The organism is Peptoniphilus ovalis (assembly GCF_018919265.1).
Classification (GTDB): Bacteria; Bacillota; Clostridia; order Tissierellales; family Peptoniphilaceae; genus Peptoniphilus_A; species Peptoniphilus_A ovalis.
On sequence record NZ_JAHLQO010000003.1, the window covers coordinates 221,901 to 245,027 of the forward strand.

Here is a 23,127-nt window from a genome sequence, read left to right on the forward strand (position 1 = left end):
ATAATTACTATTTTTCAAGGAATCAGGATATAGTATAATAAATTTGAGGTGATGAAATGAAGGAAATTTCGATTTTTAAAATTAATGATAAATTAATAAAAATAATTATAGAAGATAATAAAATTTCACTTATTGATTTTTTAGATTTAAATCCACAGGAATTAATTGAACCTAAATATGAGCTGGCTAAAGATATAAAAAATCAGCTTACTTTATATTTTAATGGAAAATTAAAGGAATTTAATCTTCCTTTAAACATCCAAGGAACTGATTTTGAAAGGAAAGTTTATGAAGCTCTTTTAAATATTTCTTATGGACAAACTCTAACATACAAGGAACTTGCAGAAAAAATAAATCATCCAAAAGCTTATAGAGCTGTTGGAACTGCTGCTGGCAAAAATAAAATCCCCATAATTATTCCTTGCCACAGATTAATTGGGCAAAATAATAATCTAAGGGGATTTAGATACGGAATTGACATGAAAAGAGAACTTTTAAAACTTGAAAATATTATTTAAATTTTTCTAAAAATTCACTATTATTTTTTGTTTTAGACATTTCATCTAAAAGTTTTTCCGTTGCATCTTCTATGTTATCTTCAGTTAAATTTCTTCTAAAGTCGTAATTGAATTCCAATTCTTTTTTACTTAGAAGAAGTTCTTCTTTTCTTGTTCCAGACTTAAATATATCAATTGCAGGAAATATTCTCTTTTCTGAAAGACTTCTGTTTAAATGTAGTTCCATATTTCCTGTTCCTTTAAATTCTTCAAATATTACATCATCCATACGAGAACCTGTATCTACAAGAGCTGTCGCAAGAATTGTAAGACTTCCGCCCTCTTCAATATTTCTTGCTGCTCCAAAAAATCTCTTAGGCTTATGAAGACTCATTGGATCAAGACCACCTGATAAGGTCTTTCCACTTGTAGGAGTAATTAGATTATAAGCTCTTGAAAGTCTTGTAAGAGAATCTAGAAGAATAACTACGTCTTCTTTTTGCTCAACTAATCTCTTAGCTCTGTCTATTACCATTTCAGAAACTTTTGTATGATTCTTTGGATTTTCATCAAAAGTAGAATACACTACCTCTCCCTTTACTGATCTTTGCATGTCAGTAACTTCCTCAGGTCTTTCGTCAACTAACAATACAATTAAATGAATATTTGGGTAATTTTCATTTAATGCTTTAGAAATCTTTTTTAAAAGAGTAGTTTTGCCTGATTTTGGTTGAGATACAATAAGACCTCTTTGACCAAGTCCAACTGGAGCAAGCAAGTCTATTACTCTTGTAGCAATATCTTCTTCACTAGTTTCAAGTTTGATTTTCTCTTTTGGGTAAATTGGTGTCAAATTATCAAAATAGGGTCTATTTGATATTTTTGAAGGATGAATACCATTTACACTTTTAATATATAGAAGAGCGTTGAAATTTTCTCCTTCTTTAGGTGGAGAAGTAATTCCCAATACTTCATCTCCATTTTTAAGTCTAAACTTTCTAATTTGTGAAGGAGACACATAAATATCTCCATCACTTGAAAGATAATTTTCAGTTCTTAAAAATCCATAACCATCTTGATGAAGATCCAAAATTCCTTTTACATATTTTTTATCATCAAGATTTTCCAAAGCTCTCTGTGCATTGTCAGATAATTCAGAGTCTTTAATTTTTTCTTTAACTTCATGGTTTTGAGTTGCTTTTATCTTCTCAATAAGTTCATCTTTTTTTAAATTATATGATTTTTCTATTCCAAGATTTTTTGCAATCTCTCTAAGTTCAGAAACTTTTTTATTTTCAATATTTTCTAAATCAATCTTTAGCTCATCTTTTTTAGGAAGTCTTTGATTTATTATAAAATATTTTAATTCATCTATATTGTATTTATTAGAATCTTTAAGACCAAGTGATGATGCAATTTTTCTCAAATCTTCTATTGATTTATCCTCTAAAAATTTACTATTTTCATTACTCATTAATAAAACCTATTTCGCATAATCAGGCTTAAGATCAAGGGAATGGATAGATTTAATAAATCTTTGAGTACCACTTGGAAGTCTCAATACAAGTGTTTCTGTTTTCGCCTTATTGCCTTCATAATATTTTACGCCATCTAAAATTTCTCCAGAAGTGATTCCAGTTACAGAGAAAATTACTTCATCTCCCTTAACTAAATCATCTATCGAATAAATTTTCTTTAAATCAGAGTGAAGCTCTCTACATCTTGCTTCTTGTTTTTCATCAGTTGGATGAAGTCTACCTTGGAAATCTCCCCCAAGGCATTTAAGTGCAGCTGCTGCAATAACTCCTTCAGGAGCTCCACCTCTGCCTATTACAAGATCGACTCCAGAATCTTCGTAGCAAGTCTCAATAGCAGTTACAATATCTCCATCAGATACTTTTTTAATTCTTGCTCCAACTCTTCTAATGTCCTCGATAATTTCTTCATGTCTAGGTCTGTCAAGTATTGCAACTGTTATATCTTCTACAGATTTATTTAAAGCCTTTGCAACTCTTTTTACATTTTCAGAAGGTGCATCATCAAGTTTAATAACTCCCTTAGCTCTAGGGCCGCATGCAATTTTATCCATATAAATATCAGGAGCATTAAGTAGACAACCTTTTGGTGCAACTGCTAAAACTGCAATTGAATTATCCATGCCATTTGCAATAGAATTAGTTCCATCAATTGGATCTACAGCAATGTCAACTTCGTGTTCTCCTTCTTTTGTCCCAATTTTTTCGCCAATGTATAGCATTGGAGCTTCATCAATTTCTCCTTCACCAATTACAACAGTTCCGTCAATATCAACAGTGTCAAACATTCTTCTCATTGCATCGACTGCTGCTTTATCTGCTGCATTTTTATCTCCTCTACCAAGCCATTTACCTGCTGATAAAGCTGCTGCTTCTGTAACTCTTGCTAGGTTTAGTGCTAAATTTCTATCCATCTTACTTATCTCTCCTTAGTCTTTACATTTTTAAAATCTTCTAAAAATTTTTCAAGTCCACTTTGAGTTAAATCGTGCTTAATCATTTCCTTAAAAATTTTATAAGGAATTGTTCCAATATCTGCGCCACTTTTTGCAACAAGCTCAACATGATTAATATGTCTAATGCTTGCAGCTATAATTTCTGTATCATATCCATAAATGTCGAAAATATAACTTATATCTTCAACAAGCTCAATACCTGATTTGCCAATATCATCAAGTCTTCCCATAAATGGACTTACAAAAGTTGCTCCAGCATTTGCAGCAAGCAGTGCTTGTGACACAGAGAAAATTAAAGTTACATTAGTTCTAATCCCCTCTTTAGACAATATACTAACTGCCTTAAGCCCTTCTTCAATCATAGGAATTTTAATTACAATATTTTTAGAAATTTTTGCAAGTTCTCTTGCTTCTTGTAAAATCCCATCTAAATCTGTAGAAATTACTTCAGCAGATATATCTCCATCAACTATTTCAGAAATTTCTTGAATTACATCTTCAAAAACTTCTCCACTTTTTGCAATTAAACTTGGATTAGTTGTAACTCCTGATAATACTCCCCAGGAATTAATTTCTTTAATCTCATCAATATTTGCAGTATCAATAAAAAATTTCATCTTTTCACTTCCTTTTAAGTAAACAAATTGCTTGAGAGGAAATTCCCTCTTCTCTTCCTACAAAACCTAATTTTTCAGTAGTAGTTGCCTTTATTGAAATGTTACTTATGTCGGTTTTTAATATCTCAGCAATTACTCTTCTCATTTCATCAATATGAGGTGAAAGTTTTGGTCTCTCACAAGCTACGACAGTGTCAATATTTGAAATTTCATAGCCTTCTTTAATCATTATTTCATAAACTCTTTTTAACAACACCTTTGAATCAATATCTTTGTAATCATTGTCATTATCTGGAAAGTGGTACCCTATATCTCTTAGAGCAAGTGCTCCTAATATTGAATCCATTATGGCGTGAATTAAAACATCTGCATCAGAATGGCCTAAAAGTCCTTTCTCATGTTCTATTTTAACTCCGCCAATAAATAATTCTCTACCTTCCACAAGTTTATGAACGTCATAGCCAATTCCTACTCTCATTCCTTCACCTTCTTAACTAAAATATTTGCAATGCTTAAATCTTCTCTTGTAGTAATTTTAATATTGTCATAGGAATTATAAATAAGTTTTACTTTAATTCCTGTCTTTTCCACAAGGGAACAGTCATCGGTCCCATAATATCCTTCAGAATATGCCTGTTCGTAAGCTTTTTTTAAAATATCTGCTTTAAAAACTTGCGGTGTTTGAACCTGCCACAGATTATCTCTATTGGGAGTGTAATCGACGATTTTTCCATCAATTGAAACTTTTATGGTGTCCTTTACTGGATTTGCAAGGACACATGCACCAGTTTCAAATACATTTTCTATAGCTTCGTCAATTTTTGAAACTGATACAAAGGGTCTTGCTCCATCATGAGTCAGGACTATATCAGTCCTATCAGGCATATTTAAAATACCGTTGTAAATTGAGTCTTGCCTCTCTTTGCCGCCAAAAACAATTTTATAATCAATATTAAATTTATATTTTTCTAAGATATCTTCTACATAACACATGTCAGATTCTTTGACAATTATCTCTAAAAAGTCAATATACTTAGATTTTTCAATTTTCTTTATTGTGTGAGCTAAAATAGGAACATCGTCAATTGTTAAAAATTGTTTATTTATGTCCATGTTCATTCTCTTACCCATTCCAGCTGCAGCAACAAAGGCAGTTATAAAATTATTTTTGTACATTTTATCACTCTTCTTCAAATTGTAGATTTTCTACAGCATATTTTAAAAGTTCCCCAGCAATTGGGGCTGCAACTTCAGAACCGTAATCTTGAATATTTGGAATTACAACAGAAATTGCAACTTTTGGATCATCAGCAGGTGCAAAACCTACAAACCAAGCATTATTAGTTCCTTCTTTTAAGTCCAATTGAGCAGTACCAGTCTTGCCAGCTACCTTTAATCCTCTAACATAAGCTTCAGTACCTGTACCATTGTTAACTACATTTACCATGTATTTTTCAATTTGATCAGCATATTCTTTAGATATAACTTCACTTAATACTGTTGGAGAATTTCTTAAAACACTTTTGCCATCAGAAGAATCAATTCTCTTTACGATGTGAGGTTGCATCATAACACCATCATTTGCAATAGTTCCGGCAATCATACACATTTCAAGTGGAGTCACAAGAAGAGTATCATGACCTATACCTGCAGCTCCTAATGCAGTTCTGTCAAAACCATCTCTTTTGAAGTTCCAAGTTGATACCTCGAGTGGTAGTTCAAAATCTACTTTTTGATTTATCATAAATCTTTCAGAAACTTCTGCCATTTTTTCTATTCCAACATCAATTGCTTTTCTAACAAAGTATGTGTTAAGTGAATTTGTAAAGGCAGTTTTAAGATTTACCCTTCCATAAGTTTTATTTCCTGCATTTCTAAATTCACGACCATTATCTATTTTTTCTACACCCTCGTCATTATAAGATTGTGAGATGCCAGATTCTAAAATAGCTGAAGTTGTTACAATTTTAAAAACAGATCCAGGTGCAAATTTCCCCTTTGTAGAACTGTTAAATAAAGCACCGTTATCAGCTTCATTAATAGCTTGCATATCACTTGCAATATTTTGTGAGTTAAAATCTGGAAGGGAAACCATTGAAAGTACTTCTCCAGTTTTAGGATTCATTATAACTACTGAACCCTTGGTAAAATTCTTAGATAAAACTGATCTAGTTTTTTCCTGTAATTTTGTATCTGTTGTAAGAGTTACAGAATCTCCAACATATGGATCGTAATCTTCATTTAGCATTGACTTAATTGTCTTAATAATTTTTGATCCATTTCTTCCAACTAAATATCCATTTAATTCTTTTTCTAGACCATATTTATCAACGATTTTATCTGAATATCCAATTATATGAGAATAGGCAATTGGATAATTGTAAATTCTGTGAAAATTATACTTTTGTCCATTAGAATATGCTAAAACTTCACCATTTCTGTCGTAGAAAGAGCCTCTCTTGACAGAATTTTCTCTTAAGTCAGCTCTTCTATTGGCAGGATGTTTTATAATTTCATTTGCTTCGAAAACTGTAAAATAAGTTAAATATATAATTGGTGAAACTAATAAAACTATTAAAAAAACTAAAAGAACGAGAAGTCTTTTATTTTCTTTATTCTTCATTATCTCTACCCCTCTCATATTTATAGGATAAATCCTCACTTGTCACTTGTAGAATTCCCAAAGCAACAAAGCTTGAAATCATAGAACTACCGCCATAGGAAATAAATGGGAGTGTAAGTCCTGTCATTGGAATAAATTTAATTACTCCTCCAATGTTTAAAAAGGCCTGTATTGTAAATAGAATTGCGACTGCAATTGCAAGTATCCTGTAAAATAAATACTCCTGATTTAAAGCTATTTTAATCGCTCTATAAACTAAAAGCATATAAAGCATAATGATTCCAATTCCCGTTAGAATTCCCATTTCTTCACAAATAGCAGAGAAAATCACATCAGAATGTGCAAGGGTAATTTGTTTTGGGTACCCTAATCCAATACCTTGTCCGAAAAATCCTCCCTCTCCAATACCAAATAAGGATTGAACAATTTGTCTTCCCAAATCATTAACTTTATCAGCAGTCCAAGGATTAAGCCAAATATCAATTCTATTTTTAACATGAGAAAACGCAAAAAATCCTACTATTGAACCCACTGCCATTAGCCCTATATTAACAAGAATGGACTTTCTATCTTCGTCATAAACATACTGAAGCAGTGTATAAATTCCAACAAAAATCACAGCTGTACCTAAATCTCTTTGAATAAATAAAAATCCAACAAAAATATAAATGACAGCCATTAAATAATAAGATGTGTGTTTATAATTTAATTTTTTTAAGTGGGAATTAAAATTTGAATAAAAAGAAGCAATTAAAAAGATTACTAGAATTTTTGTAAACTCTGACAATTGAATAGTTATTCCATCAGCAATTTGTATCCAGTTCTTTGCTCCATATTTAGATGGTGCTAGTATAAGAGTTAGCAAAAAGAATAACACTGAAAGTCCTAAATAGACTATTGTCATGTATTCTAATTTTCTCATTGCTCTAATAATAAAATAAGTAATATAAAAAACTAAAATCCCAGCCAAAACCCAAATTAATTGTCTTAGTCCAAGTTTTGGTGAAAGTCTATAAATTGTAATAATTCCAAGACTTAAGAGCATGGAAACTATTAAGAAAATATAATTATCTCCAGATGATACCTTTCCAAGTACTAAATTGGAAATATAAACAATTAAAATTAAACCTAAAAATAAAATAACAATATATCTGTCTACATGATTGTTGTTTAATGAAAATAAAAGTAAAATACTTAAAATTTCAAAAATAAGTAAAAGATTTCTAGGTTGACGATTCTTTAATATAATGTTAAACATATCTCACCTTTTATCTACAAAAATGAACTGAATAAATCCAACTCCAATTTTGTCATTGTTCTGAAGTTCAATTAACTCCCCTGGATTTACTTTTGTTCCATTTAAAAAAGTTCCATTAGCAGAACCTAAATCTTCTATAAAATATAAAGAGTTTCTTTCTTTAATTCGCAAATGATTTTTACTGACGAATTTATCCTTTATAACTATATCATTTTTTGCACTACGCCCAAGAGTAATTCCATTATCTATTACATAATACTCCTGCATTTTAAAATTTAATGAATCTAGTCTGTTAACAACTTTTAAATATGCATCATCAAGTGATCCACCTGAACTTGTTATAGTCTTTATATCTAAATACATAAGTCTTAAAATACTAAATATGAATAAATAAATAATAATTATAAATACATATTTTAAAACCTGTGAAATAAGTTCAAACATTTTACACCTCTATCTTATAAACTCTAATTAATTATATACTTTTTGCCATTATTTTTCCACAATAGATAGAAATTTTATACTATTCATCAAATGGAGAAAAATAAAAACATGTGATAAAATAAATATGGTGAATTAAATGTTTATTAAAAATATTAGCTTTGAGAAAAAATTCTTTAAAGTTACCTTTGATAATGATGAATATGTCAAAGTTTCCGAAGACACATTGGTAAGATATAATTTATATAAAGGTCTAGAAGTTTCCGAAGACTTCCCAGAGATTTTAGAATACGAAGACGAAAAAACAAGAGCACTTAACATTTCTTATAAGTTTTTAGAAAGACTTAAAACTAAGAAACAATTAGTAGATCATCTCTATAAAAATAAAATTAAACCACAGATTATAGATGAAGTCATAGAAACTTGCAGAGAGAAAAAATACTTAAACGATTTGGATTATGGCCTTAGATATTTAAATGATGCTCAAAATATAAAAAAATATGGCAAAATAAAAACTATTTATATGCTTAAATCTAAAGGAATTGAAAGTCAAGATATCGATGAAATAATGAAAAGTTATAATTACGATCTTGAATATGAAAATGCAAAGGAACTTCTTTATAAGAAAATTGATGCTAGTGACTTCAACATAAAAAAATTAAACTCTGCCAAAAAATATTTAATGGGTAGAGGATTTGAATACGATATTATTTCATCAGTTACAGGTGATTTAAGTGAAAGCTGATTATGTATATATTCTAAGATGTAGAGATGGATCTTATTACACAGGATATACCAATGACTTGGAAAAAAGAATTGAAATGCATAATGAAGGAAAGGCATCTAAATATACAGCCCCGAGGATTCCCGTAAGATTTGTTTTCACACAAGAGTGTAAAGATAAATCTGATGCATTAAAAAAAGAGCATTTTATAAAAACTTTGGATCGAAAAGACAAAGAAAAGCTAATAAATTATGAAATAGATTTAGAAGAAACTTATCAAGATTATTTAATAAAAAGAAATGAAAAATCCCCAAAGAAAATTTAATTCTTGGGGATTTATTTTATATATTTCTAACATTTTTTCTGTATCTATTTTTATCTGAAGTTGCAATACCAATAATAAGTGCAAAGATTAGAGATACTAGTCCAGATGAAACTCCTATTACAAATACTATTAAATTGTCTAAACTATCTGGATCAAATAATTTGTTAATAACCATAAATAAAGATATTGTCCCAATAAAGACAAGTGCTAAACCTGGTAAATATTTTGCAAATTTTAATTTATTTGCTGCAAAATTTACTATAAATGTTAATACAACTCCAATTACTATTGCTCCAAGTGAGAGCAGAATATAATTAGAATTTTCCACAACCATTTCCATAATTTTATCCATTTATTACACCTCATTTATTAGTTGACAGAACTTCTTGCCAATCATTAGCATATTTTCCAGTTGCCCATTCTGTCATAATAGTGGTTGCATCATTTCCTATTTCTCTTTCAAAAATAGTTTGCGGTTCAATGCTGCCTCCCTTAATATTATATATTTTTATCATGTTATTTTCCAATGTTATTAAAAAATTATTATCAGGCGATACAAATCCATCTTTTACATTGGAATTAAAGTTTCTGATGTCAGCCATAGGAATGTTGAGTCTATTATAGTTGTTTACTTCATATGGAAGAACTAAATTTAAGTCAAAATCATTTACACTTTCTCCAGCGGACTCTCTTCCCTTTAACTTCCAGAAACCATTGTCTCTATAAATTCCAATATTTGCTGGGTCTTTTTTAAGAAGATCAATTTTTTCTTCCTGAGAGTTTATTAGTTCTTGTGATAAAAATTCGCTGTATCTAAGAGGCTTTTTCTCCTCTAAATCTTTAAGCCTGTAAATCCTTAGTTTTCTAGAGTTATCATCAAGATTTAGCTTTTCAATATTTACAAAATTATTCGTAATAAAATCAATGGTCATGATGTTATTATCAAATTTTAATTCTTCAGTCTCTGTTTTTAAAATCTCAGCTTCAGAATTTTTAAGTGATGTGTTTTTGTAATCCTTAACTATTAATTTATCAGTTGTTTCGTTGCTCTTTGATTCTCTTTGCACAGAAATTTCTGAAAAACTATTGTCTCTTGGAAGAATAATATTGTTTAATTCATAAACATTTTCTAACTTTAAATTAGAAAATTTAATATATAAAGTCTTGTAATTCCAAGAAGGAATATTTGTATCAACCTTAGTCTTAAAGGCAATTAAAAATCCTTTATCTCCACTTTGATCAAATAAATTTCCCCTAGTTAAAACTTCATCCTTCTTAGCCAATATATATTCATTGAGATTTTCATTTTCGATTTTGTCATCTAAAAGTTCTATCTCTAAAATAATTCCATTGTCAAAAAGAAGTGCTCTATCCTTTCCAACCTTTATAATTTCATAATAGGATTTATCCTTTGAATCTTTATCCATTACATAAGTTGAATAAACTCCTGAATCTTCAATTCCAAGTTCCTTATAGTCGATATTAAATTTCTTGTAAAGATAATCAGAAAGCTTGACATATTTAGTTTTATATTTCACATCTTTAATATAATCATTTGCAAGAACTGCAGAATCATTACTAAATAAAATTTCTTCTCCAATGATATCTTTAAATTTAAAATTATCTTGTTCAGAATTTTTATTATAGATAAATTTTGTTATAGTCCATCTTCCATAAATTGGTGATATTCCTATTTCTGGAGTTTCAATATTTGTTCCTCTTTGAGTGATAAAAGAGCATCCAGTTAAAAATATAAGGGCAAAAAACAATATTAATTTTTTAATCATTTTTTTCACCTTCTTCGATTTCATTTACTGGCAAAATAACTGTTACTGTGGTCCCGATTTTTTCTTCAGAAAAAATTTCAAGAAAACCTCCGTGTAGTTTAGTTATCTCATCACTAATTGAAAGACCAATTCCGCTGTGGCTCTTGGAGTGTTTGCCCTTGTAGAATTTTTCCTTAACATGAGCAAGTTCTTCTTTTGTCATTCCCATACCATTATCAGAAATCATCATAGTTACATTTTCATCTTCTTTATACATTTGAAATTTAACCCATCCATTATCTGATGTAAATTTAATTGCATTATCAAGTAGATTAATCAAAAGTTGCTTGATTCTATTTTCATCTGCATTAATAAGTATTGACTCTTCTGGAATTTCAGTAGTAAACTCAATTTTATTAGACTTTGCACGAGGTCTCATTTGCTTTGCAACTTCTCTACATGTTTGGCTTATATCAAATACATCTTTATCAAGAGTGATTCTTCCAGAAATATATCTTGAAAAGTCTAAAAGTTCTTCAACCATTTTTGCCAATCTGTCAGTTTCGTTTTCAATTATATTTAAACCATCTTCGATTAAATCACTTTCATCTTCCTTGGCATCTTTTAAAACTACTGCCCATCCTTTTATAGAAGTAAGAGGAGTTCTAAGTTCGTGAGAAACAGAGGATATAAAATCATTTTTAATTCTGTCTTTGTTAATAATTTCTTCAGACATTGCATTTAAAGTCTTTGCAAGTTCTCCAATTTCATCATCTTCCCAAACTTTTGCCTTTTCTTCATAATTACCTTTTAACATTTTCTTTGCAACATCTGTAAGCTCTAATATAGGCCTTACAATTGAGCGAGAAATTAAGAAAGAAAATATTGTTGTAACTAAAGCTACAATTAAAGTTAAAAGTAAAAGTGTAACTATTGTTTTTATAATTGCAATATTTGCCTCATTCATTGATGATACAAATCTCAAATAACCAATATTTTGTCCACTTGAATTAGTTATTTGACCAGTGATTGCCATAATTGGCTCTCCTGTTACTGGATCAAGTCCTCTCCAAGTTTTTCTATTTCCTTCTTTTGCTGCTTTAAAGTCTTCTGTTTCAACTTGATTAGTGTTAAGACTTCCTATTGAGTCAAGGAGTACCTTCCCCTCATCATCAAGTATTTGAACCTTAGCCTTTGTATTTGAGAAAAATATTTCACTATCGTCGTAAATTAAATCTTTCAAGCTTCTGTCAGAATAATCTCTTCTATAAATTTCTAGAGATAAATTCATTCTTGAAGACAATTCATTTGAAATAGTGTTGTAATAATAAAATCGAAATCCAATAAGTAAAAATATATCTATAATTGAGATGGTTATTAAGATAACTATTAGAAAGCTTCTGACAAGTCGATTTCCAATTTTATTTTTCAATTAATTCCCTACTTCCACCTGTATCCTGTACCCCATACTGTTTCAATAAATTTAGGTTTAGCAGGATTTTCTTCTATTTTTGAACGCAATCTTCTAATATTTACATCGACAATTTTAGAGTCCCCTAGAAAATCATCTCCCCAAACTTTAGTAAGGAGTTCATCTCTAGTAAGGGCTTTTCCGGGATTTGACATAAATATTTTTATAATTTGATATTCTGTTGGAGTTAGTTCAAGTTCTATTCCATCTTTATAAAATTTTCTAGAATAGGAATCAAGCTTAAAAGGCTCGTCGATAATTAAATTTGATTCATCTTCTTCATCTGATTCAAGTCTTCTCTCCAATGATTTAATTCTAAGTGTAAGTTCTGTTGGATTAAAAGGCTTAGTCAAATAATCATCAGTTCCATATTGAAGTCCCATGATTTTATCATAATCTTCTGCCTTTGCAGTAAGCATTATGATTCCAAGACTTGGAAACTCTTCTCTTAATATTTTACAAACTTCAAAACCATCTATTCCTGGAAGCATTATGTCTAGTACTACAACATCAGGTCTTTCTGCTCTTGCAATTTCTACACCTTCTTCGCCACTTCCAGCTTCAAAGATTTTATAGCCTTCTCTTTCGAGATTTATTTTAACAAATTTTCTAATTGATTCTTCATCTTCAACCAATAAAATTTTCGTTTTCAAAATATCACTCCTTGTCCTCTAATTATAAATAAAATCCACCCCAAATTCAATTGGAGTGGACTTTATAAAGTTAATAAATTAATAATAATTAGGTGCTTCTCTTGTAATAGTAATATTATGTGGATGGGATTCAGTTAGTGAAGCTTGAGTGATTCTTACATATTTTGCTTCTCTTCTAAGTGTTTCAAGATCCTTTGCTCCAAGATAACCCATTGCAGATTTAACTCCACCAACAAGTTGATAAACTATATCTCCAACTTTACCCTTAAATGGAACTCTACCTTCAACACCTTCTGGTACATATTTTTTAGTTCCAGTTTGGAAATATCTATCAGATGATCCAGCGCTCATTGCTCCAAGTGATCCCATTCCTCTATAAGCTTTAAATCTTCTTCCTTCTACGAAAATTTCTTCTCCTGGAGATTCTTCAGTTCCTGCAAAAAGTGAACCCATCATTACGACATTTCCACCTGCTGCTAGAGCTTTTGACACATCTCCTGAGAACTTAATACCACCATCTGCAATAATTGGTGTGTCAAATTCTTTTGCTGCCTTGTAAGCTTCCATAATAGCAGTAATTTGTGGAACTCCAATACCTGTTACAACTCTAGTTGTACAAATTGAACCAGGTCCAATACCAATCTTAACGCAATCTGCTCCAGCTTTAATTAAATCCCTTGTACCTTCATAAGTTGCAACATTTCCAGCTATAAGTTGTAAATCAGGAAAAGCTCCTTTAATATTTCTAATTGTATTTAATACATTTTTAGATTGACCATGTGCTGTATCAATTACAAGTACATCTGCCTTAGCTTTTACAAGAGCATCAACTCTTTCAAGAACATCCATAGTTGCTCCAACTGCAGCTCCTGCTAAAAGTCTTCCGCTCGAGTCTCTTGCAGAGTTTGGATATTGTTCATGTTTTTCAATATCTTTTATAGTTATAAGTCCCTTTAATACTTTGTCTTTATCAACTAAAGGAAGTTTTTCTATTTTATATTTTTTTAAAACTACTAGAGCTTCTTCTAGAGAAATATCAGGAGCTCCTGTTATTAAATCTTCTGTTGTCATTACTTCTGAAATTGTTTTAGAAAGATCTGTTTCAAATCTAATATCTCTATTTGTAATAATTCCTTCAAGTACGCCTTTTTCAGTTACTATAGGCACGCCTGAAATTCTATATCTTTCCATTAAATCAGATGCATCTTTAATTGTGTGGTCTTTTGTCAAAGAAAATGGATCAGTAATAACTCCATGTTCAGATCTTTTAACTTTATCAACTTCGTCAACTTGTTCTTCAATTGACATATTTTTGTGAATTATTCCAATTCCACCTTCTCTTGCCATTGCAATAGACATTCTATGCTCAGTAACAGTGTCCATACCTGCAGACATTAGTGGTATATTTAGTTTAATCTTATTAGTTAAATTCGTAGAAAGATCTACCTCATTAGGTAAAACCTCTGATTTTGCAGGCACTAATAAAATATCGTCAAATGTTAATCCTTCTCCAAAGTATTCCATATTTCCTCCTAATTATTTATTAAACTTTTTTAATTATTTATAACTATTTCATTTTCACCTTGAACTTCAGTGAGTTTAAAGGTTATATTTTCATCAACTAAACTTACCTTTTCAGGAAGCTTTAGTCTTATATTATTCCTACTTTCAACACTATCTAAATTAATTGGATAAGTTTCTATAGAATTAATTGATTCAATTACATCAGTATTTCCTCTAATTGTAATAGAATTTGGCTCAATTTTATACTGATATCCATCTTTTATAGAATTTTCTGTAATATTTAATGTTACAGGAACATTTTTGCTCTTTAGTATTGGAACTTCAACCTTTAAAGTAGAAGGCGTCATAGTAAGACCCTCTAAAGCTTTTCCTGTATCATCATAAGCAACTATTTCTGCATTTACTGTAGATGTTTCTGTTAGTTCTGCAGTATCAATAACAGACTCAACTTTACTTATTTTACTTACAACTGTGCTTGGTCCAGAAATTTTAATTTGTTCTGAATTTGAAATTTCTCCAACACTTAATCCTTTTTCAGGTTTATTGATGGTATTTATTGTAACATCAAAAGTATCTTCTACGATTTTGTCAATCTTAAAAGGAATGCTTCTAGGTGAGACGTTTGTAACTGTAATTCCAAGATCAATGTATGAAACATTAACTGGCACAGAATGTTCTCCTTCAGTTAAATTACTTAGATCGACTTTTGCAGAAACTCCATCTCGATTTGCATTTCTCATATAGGAATTATACCCTTGTAACTTAACATCTACTGTTTGAGATTTAGGAGAGATAATTGTCAAGTTTTTATTTTTTAAATTTGATAGGCCTTCATAAGTAACATCTATTCCCCTATAATTCATAGTAGTAACGAAATTTGCTTCACTTCTTACATAAGACCACAGTATTATAGCAAAAATAATTGAGAGAACTTTCATTGCAAAGCTTTTATCTTTTTTAAAATCAATCTTCTTCATTTTTTCCCCTCATTTTTGAAATTAATGGATTAGTTAAAAAGTCTGGACTGTAAAGCTCCATTAATTTAGTCTCTAATGTTTCCAAATCCAAATACCTTGAGATTACACCATTTTGAGCAGTGGAGATACTTCCATTCTCTTCAGAAACCATTATACTTAAGCAGTCTGATTTTTCTGAAATTCCAATTCCAGCTCTATGTCTTGTTCCAAGAAGTTTAGAAATCTTTTGATTGTCTGATAGAGGTAAGAAACAAGCTGCAGCTTTTATTTGAGATCCCTTTATAATTACTGCCCCATCGTGAAGCGGAGTGTTAGGAATAAAAATATTAATTAAAAGACCACTGCTGACCTTCCCGTTTATTTCTGTTCCAGTTTCAATAACTTCACTTAAACCAACTTGATTTTCAATTACTATAAGAGCCCCAATTTTTTGTCTTGCAAGAGATCCAACAGCCGAAATAATTTCTTCAACACTTTCAGGTACGACTTTTTTGTTCTGACCGAAGTTATTTTTAATATTAGAAGTAAGGCCAAGATATTGAAGCCCTCTTCTAATTTCAGGTTGAAATAATACAATAATAGCAACTATACCATCATTTATAAATCTTGAAAATACCCAATTTACTGTATAAAGTTGGAAAAATTGTGAAATTTTTATAAATAGTAAAATTAAAAGAACTCCTTTAAAAACTTGCTCAGCTCTAGTATTTCGAATGAGTTTCAAAACAAAATATATAAGGACTGCAACGATTAAAATATCTATTACATCTCTTAAATTTACTATGTTAATAATATTTGCTAATCTTGTCATTTGACACCTCTGTCCTTTACAATTAGGATTACTGCAATTATTAATCCCAATGAAATAAATATATCTCCAATGCTTATAATAGTTGACGACCCTATGATTTTATTAATTGGAATAATGTCAGATAAAAAATAAAATTTCGGTTTTTCAAAAATTCCATGACTTAAGCTTCTATTGTTAATTAAAATATCTATTACTCTTTCATTTCCAATTTTATGTAATGCACTTAAACTTACAGGCATCTTTCCGTTAAAAATGATTGGAATTACATTTAAAAAAATTCCAATACCAGTAATAACAAATCCAAAATTCCTATAATTTGATAAAAGTGATATTCCTATTAAAAAAATAGATAAAATATGAAAATATTTATAATATTTTACAACAAAATCTGTAACTTTGCCAAAATCTTTTCCAGTTAAAGAATTAATACTAAATAATAAAATTATTCCCATAAAAACTAAGGAAATATTTTTGTATTTAAAGCTTTTAAGATTATCTAAATTTTTATCCTTTATAAAAAATAAAATTAATATCGCAATTAAAGCTGATTCTATAATCATTTTATCACCATGTTTTTATAATATCACAAATAATTTACATTAACATTATTTTTATTAAATGAAAAAATTTATAAAATATTTATTACTAATTATATCACAAATACCTTTTTCAATTGTGCTTTGTAAAATTTTCTTATATAATCAAATAAAAGAAAGGATGATATAAATGTATAAATGCCCAAATTGTGGCTCCGATTATGGTTATAGTGATAATGTAGCTTATAATTGTCCAGAGTGTGGACATGTGTGGACAGATCTTTCTCTTGAAGAAGCAAAAACTTTAGATAGTAATGGCAATGAACTTCAAAGTGGAGATAGTGTAATTACAATAAAAGATTTAAAATTTGGCAATGACACTATGAAAAGAGGAACTAAAGTTAATAATATTAAAATCTTAGATGAAGAAGTTAATGGTCATGATATCGAAGCAAAGACTAAGGAATTCGGCGGAATTTATTTAAAATCTTCAGTAGTTAAAAAAGCATAAAATTACCTCCTATGCACTAGCATGGGAGGTTTTATTTATTTTATATACACATTTCCATCCATTATTCTTCTTGCTGTCCTTATAACAGAAACTTTTTTAACATCTAAATCATCCATATCAGTTTCAAGTTCCATAATTCCACTTGGATGACCTAATCGAATTCTCTTTTTATTAGGTGCCATTTCATTTAATAAGCTGCCCTTAATATTTGATGAAACTGCAATAGCACAAGCTGATGTTAAAGGAGATGCTTTATGAGTTTTAAAAATTGATAGAATTCTTACACAAACATCCATTTCATCTTCATTTATTTTATTACCTCCAAGACCTGTATACGACTTTGGTTTTGTAATAAAACCAATTTTAGGAATAGCTGGAGAATTTTCTCTTGCATCATCTAAATCTTTTGCAAATCCCATAATTACTGCAGCTTTTCCTCTTATTTTTTCTAAAAGTTCCATTGCTTCAGTCTTTTTATCTGCATCATGAGGCATTTCAGTACCATCAAGCCCAATATCTTCAGCTCTCACTAATACCATTGGATTTGAAACATCATTTATGCTTACCTTAATTTTTCCAAATCCTTCAATATCAAGTTCATCAACTGCATTTCCAGTAGGAAGTAACTTACCTGTCTTAGATCCAGAAGGATTTAAAAAGCTAACTTTAACTTCTCCTGAAGTTCCATCTACTCCTGCAATTTTTGTTTCTCCATAATTTGAAAATGAATTTGTTTCTTTATCAATTGGTACTTCTGTTTCAATATATTTTTCAGTGTTCTTATTAAAAAGTTTTAATGTAGTTTTTGGATATTCACCTTTAATTAAACCTTCTTCAACTGCAAAAGGTCCAACAGCAGCAGTCATATTTCCACAGTTGGAAGTATAATCGATTTGATTTTTCCCAACAACTACTTGTCCAACTAAATAATCTATATCTGAATCTTCTCTATCACTTTTGGAGACAATAACTATTTTATTGTTAGAAGATACACATCCACCCATACCATCAATTTGAGAAGGGTTTGGTGATCCCATAACTTTTATAAATAACTCATCCCATGTGGACCTATCCTTTGGTAAGTCTTGTTCTAAAAACATACAACCCTTGCTAGTTCCACCACGCATAAATACTGTTTTAAATTTTTGCATATTTCCTCCTATTATAATTAATTAAACATCCGCTTTTTAATATCTCTTTCTCATCTTCAGTCATTGAACCTAAATTAGAAATAATTGAATTACCTTTATTTATAATTTTTACTTCAAAATCATCTTCTGAATTTTCAATGATATTATAAACATTTTCGATAAATAAGACATCCCCCTCTTCTAAAATATTAAATTCTTTAGAAATTATTGGTAATATTCCCCAATTAATTAAATTAGAGCGATATCTTTTAGTTGCAAATGTACCTGCAATATTTGTATCAATTCCTAAAATCTTTTGACTTGATGCGGCTTGTTCTCTAGAAGAACCATCGCCAACATTATTTCCAACTAATACTCCATTTATCCCTATGTCATTTTTATTAATATTATATTTTTCCGAAATTTCTTTTAAAATATTTTTTAAGTTTTCATCATCTTTAATTTTTTTTGATTTTTCGACAAAGTTTTTATCTTTATTAATCATTGTAAATTCTGCAAGTTTAAGTGGATTTGAGCGAAATGTAACTGCATCAGCTGATGGAGAAAGATCATCAGTTGTAACCTCTTTATAATTACCTATTACTTTTAAAATTAAATTATTTTTAAGCTCCGGTATCTCTGGCCAATCTGTAATATTTGGACCCTTCCTAATATTTACTTCAAAATTTTCCTTTCTATAACAGTTTAAAACTTGCTCTTTATAATAATTTATATTGTAACTTTGATTAATCTCTTCATATTCAACATCTAAATCAGTAGCTGCTATAATATATCCATTATTTCTAATTGTAGCAGCAATGGAGCGGGCGTCCATTAAAATTGTTCCAACAATTTGACCCGATGATAATTTATTTCCTTCACGTCCTCTAAAATTTCTAATGACATGTCTTATTGAAATTTGGTTAGTTGAAGGAACATCTGTAACTCCAAAACATGGGCCACAAATTGTAGGTCTAATAGTAACTCCTGAATCCATTAAATCACTGGCAACTCCCGTCTTTACCATGTCTTGAAATACAGGCTGGCTCGCGGGATGAATTCCAAGAGGTGGAGAATTTGCCCTTATTGTAAAGCCTTTTAAAATATCTCTAGCCTGTGAAATATTTTCAAAAATACCCCCAGCACAACCTGATATTAAAGCTTGGTCAATTTTAAAACCATTTTCGTCGAGCTTATCAATTAATTTAAATTCATTATCTTCTTTAATTTCATCAATATCTTTTTGTACTTTTTCTAAATATTTTCTTGGGTTTTTATTAAATTCTTTTATAGAGACCACATTTGATGGATGAAATGGTAGCGCCATCATAGACTCTAATTCATATAAATTTATTTCAATAAACCCATCGTAATAAGCCTTTTCTTCTATTTCTAATTTTTTGTACTCGTCTTCTCTACCATGAAGTTCTAAATACTCCCTTGTCTTTTCATCAGTTTTCCAAATACTTGATAGAGCTCCAGATTCTGTAGTCATAACATCAGTTCCCATTCTAAAATCCATTGAAAGACTTTTAATTCCATCTCCAATAAATTCTAAAATATTATTTTTTAAAATATTATTTTCTTTTGCTTTTCCTATTATTGTCAGAGCTAAATCCATTGGACCAATTCCCTTTTTAGGTTTTCCAGTGAGTTTAATTGCAATAATTTTAGGCATCTTAATCTCATAAGTTTGTCCAAGCACTTGCTTTACAATTTCTCCTCCACCTTCACCAAACCCCATTGTTCCAAGAGCACCGTAACGAGTATGAGAATCTGAGCCAAGAATCATCTTGCCACAACCTGCCATTTCTTCTCTCATAAATTGATGTAAAATTGCCTTATAAGGTGGTATGAAAATACCGCCATATTTTTTTGCATTGTCAATTCCATACATATGGTCATCTTCATTATTAGTACCACCAACAGCTCCAAGAGAATTGTGACAATTTGAAAGTACATAGGGAATCGGAAATTTTTTAATACCTATGGCATCTAAACTTTGAAGAATGCTTACATAATTATTATCAGGTGAAACCAATGCATCAAACTTTAAATTTAAGTCCTCACTATTGCCACTGTAATTATGATTTTTAATTATTCTATAGGATATTGTATTTTTTATAAGAGATTTATCTTTATCTTTAGACAAGTTTCAAGATCTATCTAATACTACTCCTTCATCAATTATTTTTACCATTTTCATTCCTCTTTATTATTCTCGGCAAAACTTTCCCAGTTTCAAACATCTTATTAATTGTATACTCTTCATTTTTTCTTTTATCTAAAGCTTTTTCAATTGCATCTTGTATTTCATCAGGTTTTAATGCAATAACACCATTCCTATCACAGAAAATAATATCTCCTGGACTTATATTTATTCCACCACAATTTATTTCTACATTTATGCTACCCTCACCAGTTTTATTTGCAGTTCTTGGAGTTATACCTCTAGCAAATATTGGAAAGCCCACTTCTTCGCAAGCATCTATATCTCTCATTGCGCCATCTATTACAACTGCTTCTGCCTTCATAAATTTTGCGCAAATACTTCTGTGGTCTCCCCAATAAGATGTTTCTATATTTCCCTTTCCCGAGATAACAATTACATCACCCTTTTGTATCTTTTCAATTGCATTTGTGACAATTAAGCCTTCGCCATAAGGAACATCTACAGTTAGAGCTTTCCCAACAATTTTTTTATTTCCAACCACTTGCTTAATAGCTGGATTTAAATTAATTTTTCTTGAAACTGCATCGCATATTTCAGGTGTAGAGAAATCTTTTAATTTTTGAAGTAAACTATTCACTTATAATTCCTCTTTCCTTTAACTCTTTCTTTAAAAATTGCAATTGTCCACCAGCTAATGCAACCTCAATTTCATTTTCTGTGAGTTCTAGTTTTGCATAAAATTCTAAATTCTTATTAGAGCATTTGATAAGAACTCTCTTATTTTTTATTCCTTCTCTTAAATTATCTATTTCTAATTCGTCAAAAAGTTCAATTTTATCATAATCTGATTTATCTTCAAAAATCATTGGGATAATTCCATGATTTAGAAGATTTGATTTATGAATTCTTGCTATTGATTTTGCAAGTACAATTTTTACTCCAAGATACATAGGATTAATTGCTGCATGCTCTCTTGATGAGCCTTGTCCGTAATTTTCTCCACCAATAATTATAGATTCTCCCATATCCTTTGCTCTTTGTGAGAAGCTACTGTCATATCTAAAGTAGCAATACTTACTCATTTCAGGAATATTTGATCTCATTGAAGAAAACTCTGCACTTGCAGGAGTTATATCATCTGTGGAAATATTATCTACGGTCTTAAGTGAAACTGGAAGTATTACATTTTCCTTTGGAACTTCAGGTATTGGCAAGTGTTTAATATTAGGTCCCTTTATAACTTCAACTTCTTTAGCTTCTTCAAGTGGCAATGGTTTAATGATCAAAGAATCATCAATATAATATTCATTTGGCTCAACAATTTCATCTAAAATATTTATATTATCTTTTAAAATTTCTTCAGCTGATGTAAAAGTTCCTGTTATAGCACTTGCAGCTGCAGTTTCAGGAGAAACTAAATAAATTTTAGCTGATGGAGAACCTGCACGACCTTTAAAATTTCTATTCGATGTTCTAAGAGCAACTCCATCTGTTGCAGGAGTTTGACCAATTGCACAACATGGTCCACATGCAAATTCTAAAAGCCTTACACCAGCATCAAGAAGCATATCTATATAACCATCTTTTAAAAGTGATTTATAAATTTGTTTTGAAGAAATTGCCATTGTACAAGATACATTTTCATTTACTTTTCTTCCTTTAAAAACAAGTGCTGCCTTTGCAACATCTGCATAAGATGTATTAGTACAAGAACCTATAAAAACTTGTTGAACTTTTTCTTTTTCAGCATCTTTTAGTTTGACTACATTGTCTGGTTGATGTGGAAGAGCAATTAGTGGTTCAAGCTCAGATAAATTTATATCTATCACTTCAGAATATTTTGCATCTTCATCAGGAAGCATTTCTTTGAATTCATCTTCTCTACCTTGAGCTTTCATATATTTAAAGACCATTTCATCTGCAGGAAAAATTGAAGAAGTTGCTCCAAGTTCTGCTCCCATATTTGTAATAGTTGCTCTTTGCGGAACTTCTAAATTTTTTAATGCATCTCCTGTATATTCATATACATTTCCAAGTCCTCCCTTAATGCTTACTATTCTAAGCATTTCAAGAATTATTTCTTTGGAATTAACTCCTGGTTTTAATTTTCCAGTTAATTTTACATTAATCACTCTAGGCATAGTTATTCTCATTGGAAGTCCCGTCATAGCAGTAGCAACATCCATTCCACCAACTCCAATTGCAAGCATGCCCATAGATCCTGAATGAGGCGTATGAGAATCTCCTCCCATTAAGATTTCTCCTGGTACTGCAAATCTTGCCGATTGAATAGTGTGACAAATTCCATTTCCAGGTCTTGATACATTAACTCCATATCTTTTTGCAGCCGTTTGTAAATAGATGTGATCATCAGGTGTATTTGTATTTATGTACAATAAATTGTGATCCAAGTGACTGACTGCAGTTTTAATTCCAATTCTATCTAGACCTATTTGTTCAAAGGCTAGATATGTCATAACTGCATTTATATCGTGAGTCATAGTTTGATCAATATTAATAAATATTTCTTCTCCAGGTTTCATCTCACCTTTTACAAGATGAGTTTCTATAATTTTTTCTGTTAAGGATTTTCCCATTT

24 protein-coding genes are annotated in these 23,127 nt (G+C 30.1%); 4 read left to right on the forward strand and 20 right to left on the reverse strand.

Annotated elements, in window-relative coordinates:
• Positions 1-56 precede the first annotated feature (56 nt).
• Positions 57-518 carry a methylated-DNA--[protein]-cysteine S-methyltransferase gene (locus tag KQI68_RS04695; RefSeq protein WP_216548985.1) on the forward strand — a complete coding sequence of 154 codons (462 nt, stop codon included), beginning with the start codon at positions 57-59 and terminating at the stop codon, positions 516-518.
• Here KQI68_RS04695 and rho read toward each other — a convergent pair.
• From rho to KQI68_RS04735, 8 genes are read right to left on the reverse strand one after another with little or no spacing between them, the layout of a single operon-like run.
• Positions 511-1,971, reverse strand: coding sequence for a transcription termination factor Rho (gene rho / locus KQI68_RS04700; protein WP_216548986.1), 1,461 nt, complete (start codon positions 1,969-1,971; stop codon positions 511-513). The genes KQI68_RS04695 and rho overlap by 8 nt on opposite strands.
• Before the next feature lie 9 nt (positions 1,972-1,980).
• A complete protein-coding gene (gene glpX, locus KQI68_RS04705) occupies positions 1,981-2,946 on the reverse strand; it encodes a class II fructose-bisphosphatase (protein ID WP_216548987.1) in 966 nt (321 codons plus the stop codon).
• A 5-nt stretch (positions 2,947-2,951) separates the two neighbouring features.
• Complete coding sequence (gene fsa / locus KQI68_RS04710; RefSeq protein WP_216548988.1) at positions 2,952-3,605, reverse strand: fructose-6-phosphate aldolase; 654 nt, start codon at positions 3,603-3,605, stop codon at positions 2,952-2,954.
• Between the two features lie 4 nt (positions 3,606-3,609).
• On the reverse strand, positions 3,610-4,083 hold the full coding sequence (ispF, locus tag KQI68_RS04715; RefSeq protein ID WP_216548989.1) for a 2-C-methyl-D-erythritol 2,4-cyclodiphosphate synthase: 474 nt from the start codon (positions 4,081-4,083) through the stop codon (positions 3,610-3,612).
• A complete protein-coding gene (ispD, locus tag KQI68_RS04720) occupies positions 4,080-4,781 on the reverse strand; it encodes a 2-C-methyl-D-erythritol 4-phosphate cytidylyltransferase (RefSeq protein WP_216549172.1) in 702 nt (233 codons plus the stop codon). Before ispD ends, ispF begins: the two co-directional genes overlap by 4 nt.
• A gap of 4 nt (positions 4,782-4,785) precedes the next feature.
• Positions 4,786-6,228, reverse strand: a complete 1,443-nt coding sequence (locus KQI68_RS04725) for a peptidoglycan D,D-transpeptidase FtsI family protein (protein ID WP_216548990.1) — start codon at positions 6,226-6,228, stop codon at positions 4,786-4,788.
• Positions 6,218-7,486 (reverse strand): FtsW/RodA/SpoVE family cell cycle protein, encoded by a 1,269-nt coding sequence (locus tag KQI68_RS04730; protein ID WP_216548991.1) that lies wholly within the window; start codon positions 7,484-7,486, stop codon positions 6,218-6,220. Before KQI68_RS04730 ends, KQI68_RS04725 begins: the two co-directional genes overlap by 11 nt.
• A 3-nt stretch (positions 7,487-7,489) precedes the next feature.
• Complete coding sequence (locus tag KQI68_RS04735) at positions 7,490-7,930, reverse strand: FHA domain-containing protein (protein ID WP_216548992.1); 441 nt, start codon at positions 7,928-7,930, stop codon at positions 7,490-7,492.
• A gap of 136 nt (positions 7,931-8,066) precedes the next feature.
• Here KQI68_RS04735 and KQI68_RS04740 point away from each other — a divergent pair, with 136 nt between their 5' ends.
• The gene (locus KQI68_RS04740) at positions 8,067-8,672 is read left to right on the forward strand and encodes a regulatory protein RecX (RefSeq protein WP_216548993.1); all 606 of its coding nucleotides are present in this window, start codon (positions 8,067-8,069) and stop codon (positions 8,670-8,672) included.
• Complete coding sequence (locus tag KQI68_RS04745) at positions 8,662-8,976, forward strand: GIY-YIG nuclease family protein (protein ID WP_216548994.1); 315 nt, start codon at positions 8,662-8,664, stop codon at positions 8,974-8,976. The genes KQI68_RS04740 and KQI68_RS04745 overlap by 11 nt, the downstream gene beginning before the upstream one ends.
• A gap of 16 nt (positions 8,977-8,992) precedes the next feature.
• On the opposite strand, the gene KQI68_RS04750 is transcribed toward KQI68_RS04745, so the two are convergent.
• The 8 genes from KQI68_RS04750 to KQI68_RS04785 all read right to left on the reverse strand — a co-directional run bounded on the left by KQI68_RS04750 (position 8,993) and on the right by KQI68_RS04785 (position 16,738).
• Positions 8,993-9,328 carry a cytochrome C biosynthesis protein gene (locus tag KQI68_RS04750; protein ID WP_216548995.1) on the reverse strand — a complete coding sequence of 112 codons (336 nt, stop codon included), beginning with the start codon at positions 9,326-9,328 and terminating at the stop codon, positions 8,993-8,995.
• 10 nt (positions 9,329-9,338) lie between these two features.
• Complete coding sequence (locus KQI68_RS04755) at positions 9,339-10,763, reverse strand: hypothetical protein (protein WP_216548996.1); 1,425 nt, start codon at positions 10,761-10,763, stop codon at positions 9,339-9,341.
• Positions 10,756-12,174: a HAMP domain-containing sensor histidine kinase gene (locus tag KQI68_RS04760; RefSeq protein ID WP_216548997.1), complete on the reverse strand. Its 1,419-nt coding sequence runs from the start codon at positions 12,172-12,174 to the stop codon at positions 10,756-10,758. The genes KQI68_RS04755 and KQI68_RS04760 overlap by 8 nt, the downstream gene beginning before the upstream one ends.
• A gap of 8 nt (positions 12,175-12,182) precedes the next feature.
• Complete coding sequence (locus KQI68_RS04765) at positions 12,183-12,866, reverse strand: response regulator transcription factor (RefSeq protein WP_216548998.1); 684 nt, start codon at positions 12,864-12,866, stop codon at positions 12,183-12,185.
• Positions 12,867-12,944: 78 nt separating this feature from the next.
• On the reverse strand, positions 12,945-14,390 hold the full coding sequence (guaB, locus tag KQI68_RS04770; protein ID WP_216548999.1) for an IMP dehydrogenase: 1,446 nt from the start codon (positions 14,388-14,390) through the stop codon (positions 12,945-12,947).
• Between the two features lie 29 nt (positions 14,391-14,419).
• A complete protein-coding gene (locus KQI68_RS04775) occupies positions 14,420-15,367 on the reverse strand; it encodes a CdaR family protein (RefSeq protein WP_216549000.1) in 948 nt (315 codons plus the stop codon).
• Positions 15,354-16,178, reverse strand: a complete 825-nt coding sequence (gene cdaA, locus KQI68_RS04780) for a diadenylate cyclase CdaA (RefSeq protein ID WP_216549001.1) — start codon at positions 16,176-16,178, stop codon at positions 15,354-15,356. Before cdaA ends, KQI68_RS04775 begins: the two co-directional genes overlap by 14 nt.
• Complete coding sequence (locus KQI68_RS04785) at positions 16,175-16,738, reverse strand: DUF5317 domain-containing protein (RefSeq protein ID WP_216549002.1); 564 nt, start codon at positions 16,736-16,738, stop codon at positions 16,175-16,177. Before KQI68_RS04785 ends, cdaA begins: the two co-directional genes overlap by 4 nt.
• A 166-nt stretch (positions 16,739-16,904) precedes the next feature.
• Here KQI68_RS04785 and KQI68_RS04790 point away from each other — a divergent pair, with 166 nt between their 5' ends.
• Positions 16,905-17,225 carry a zinc ribbon domain-containing protein YjdM gene (locus tag KQI68_RS04790; protein ID WP_216549003.1) on the forward strand — a complete coding sequence of 107 codons (321 nt, stop codon included), beginning with the start codon at positions 16,905-16,907 and terminating at the stop codon, positions 17,223-17,225.
• Positions 17,226-17,260: 35 nt separating this feature from the next.
• On the opposite strand, the gene KQI68_RS04795 is transcribed toward KQI68_RS04790, so the two are convergent.
• From KQI68_RS04795 to KQI68_RS04810, 4 genes are read right to left on the reverse strand one after another with little or no spacing between them, the layout of a single operon-like run.
• On the reverse strand, positions 17,261-18,376 hold the full coding sequence (locus KQI68_RS04795) for a 2-methylaconitate cis-trans isomerase PrpF family protein (RefSeq protein ID WP_216549004.1): 1,116 nt from the start codon (positions 18,374-18,376) through the stop codon (positions 17,261-17,263).
• Positions 18,363-20,507 carry a hydratase gene (locus KQI68_RS04800; protein ID WP_216549005.1) on the reverse strand — a complete coding sequence of 715 codons (2,145 nt, stop codon included), beginning with the start codon at positions 20,505-20,507 and terminating at the stop codon, positions 18,363-18,365. The genes KQI68_RS04795 and KQI68_RS04800 overlap by 14 nt, the downstream gene beginning before the upstream one ends.
• A gap of 31 nt (positions 20,508-20,538) precedes the next feature.
• Positions 20,539-21,165: an RraA family protein gene (locus KQI68_RS04805; RefSeq protein ID WP_216549006.1), complete on the reverse strand. Its 627-nt coding sequence runs from the start codon at positions 21,163-21,165 to the stop codon at positions 20,539-20,541.
• The gene (locus tag KQI68_RS04810; protein ID WP_216549007.1) at positions 21,158-23,125 is read right to left on the reverse strand and encodes an aconitate hydratase; all 1,968 of its coding nucleotides are present in this window, start codon (positions 23,123-23,125) and stop codon (positions 21,158-21,160) included. The genes KQI68_RS04805 and KQI68_RS04810 overlap by 8 nt, the downstream gene beginning before the upstream one ends.
• Positions 23,126-23,127 lie beyond the last annotated feature (2 nt).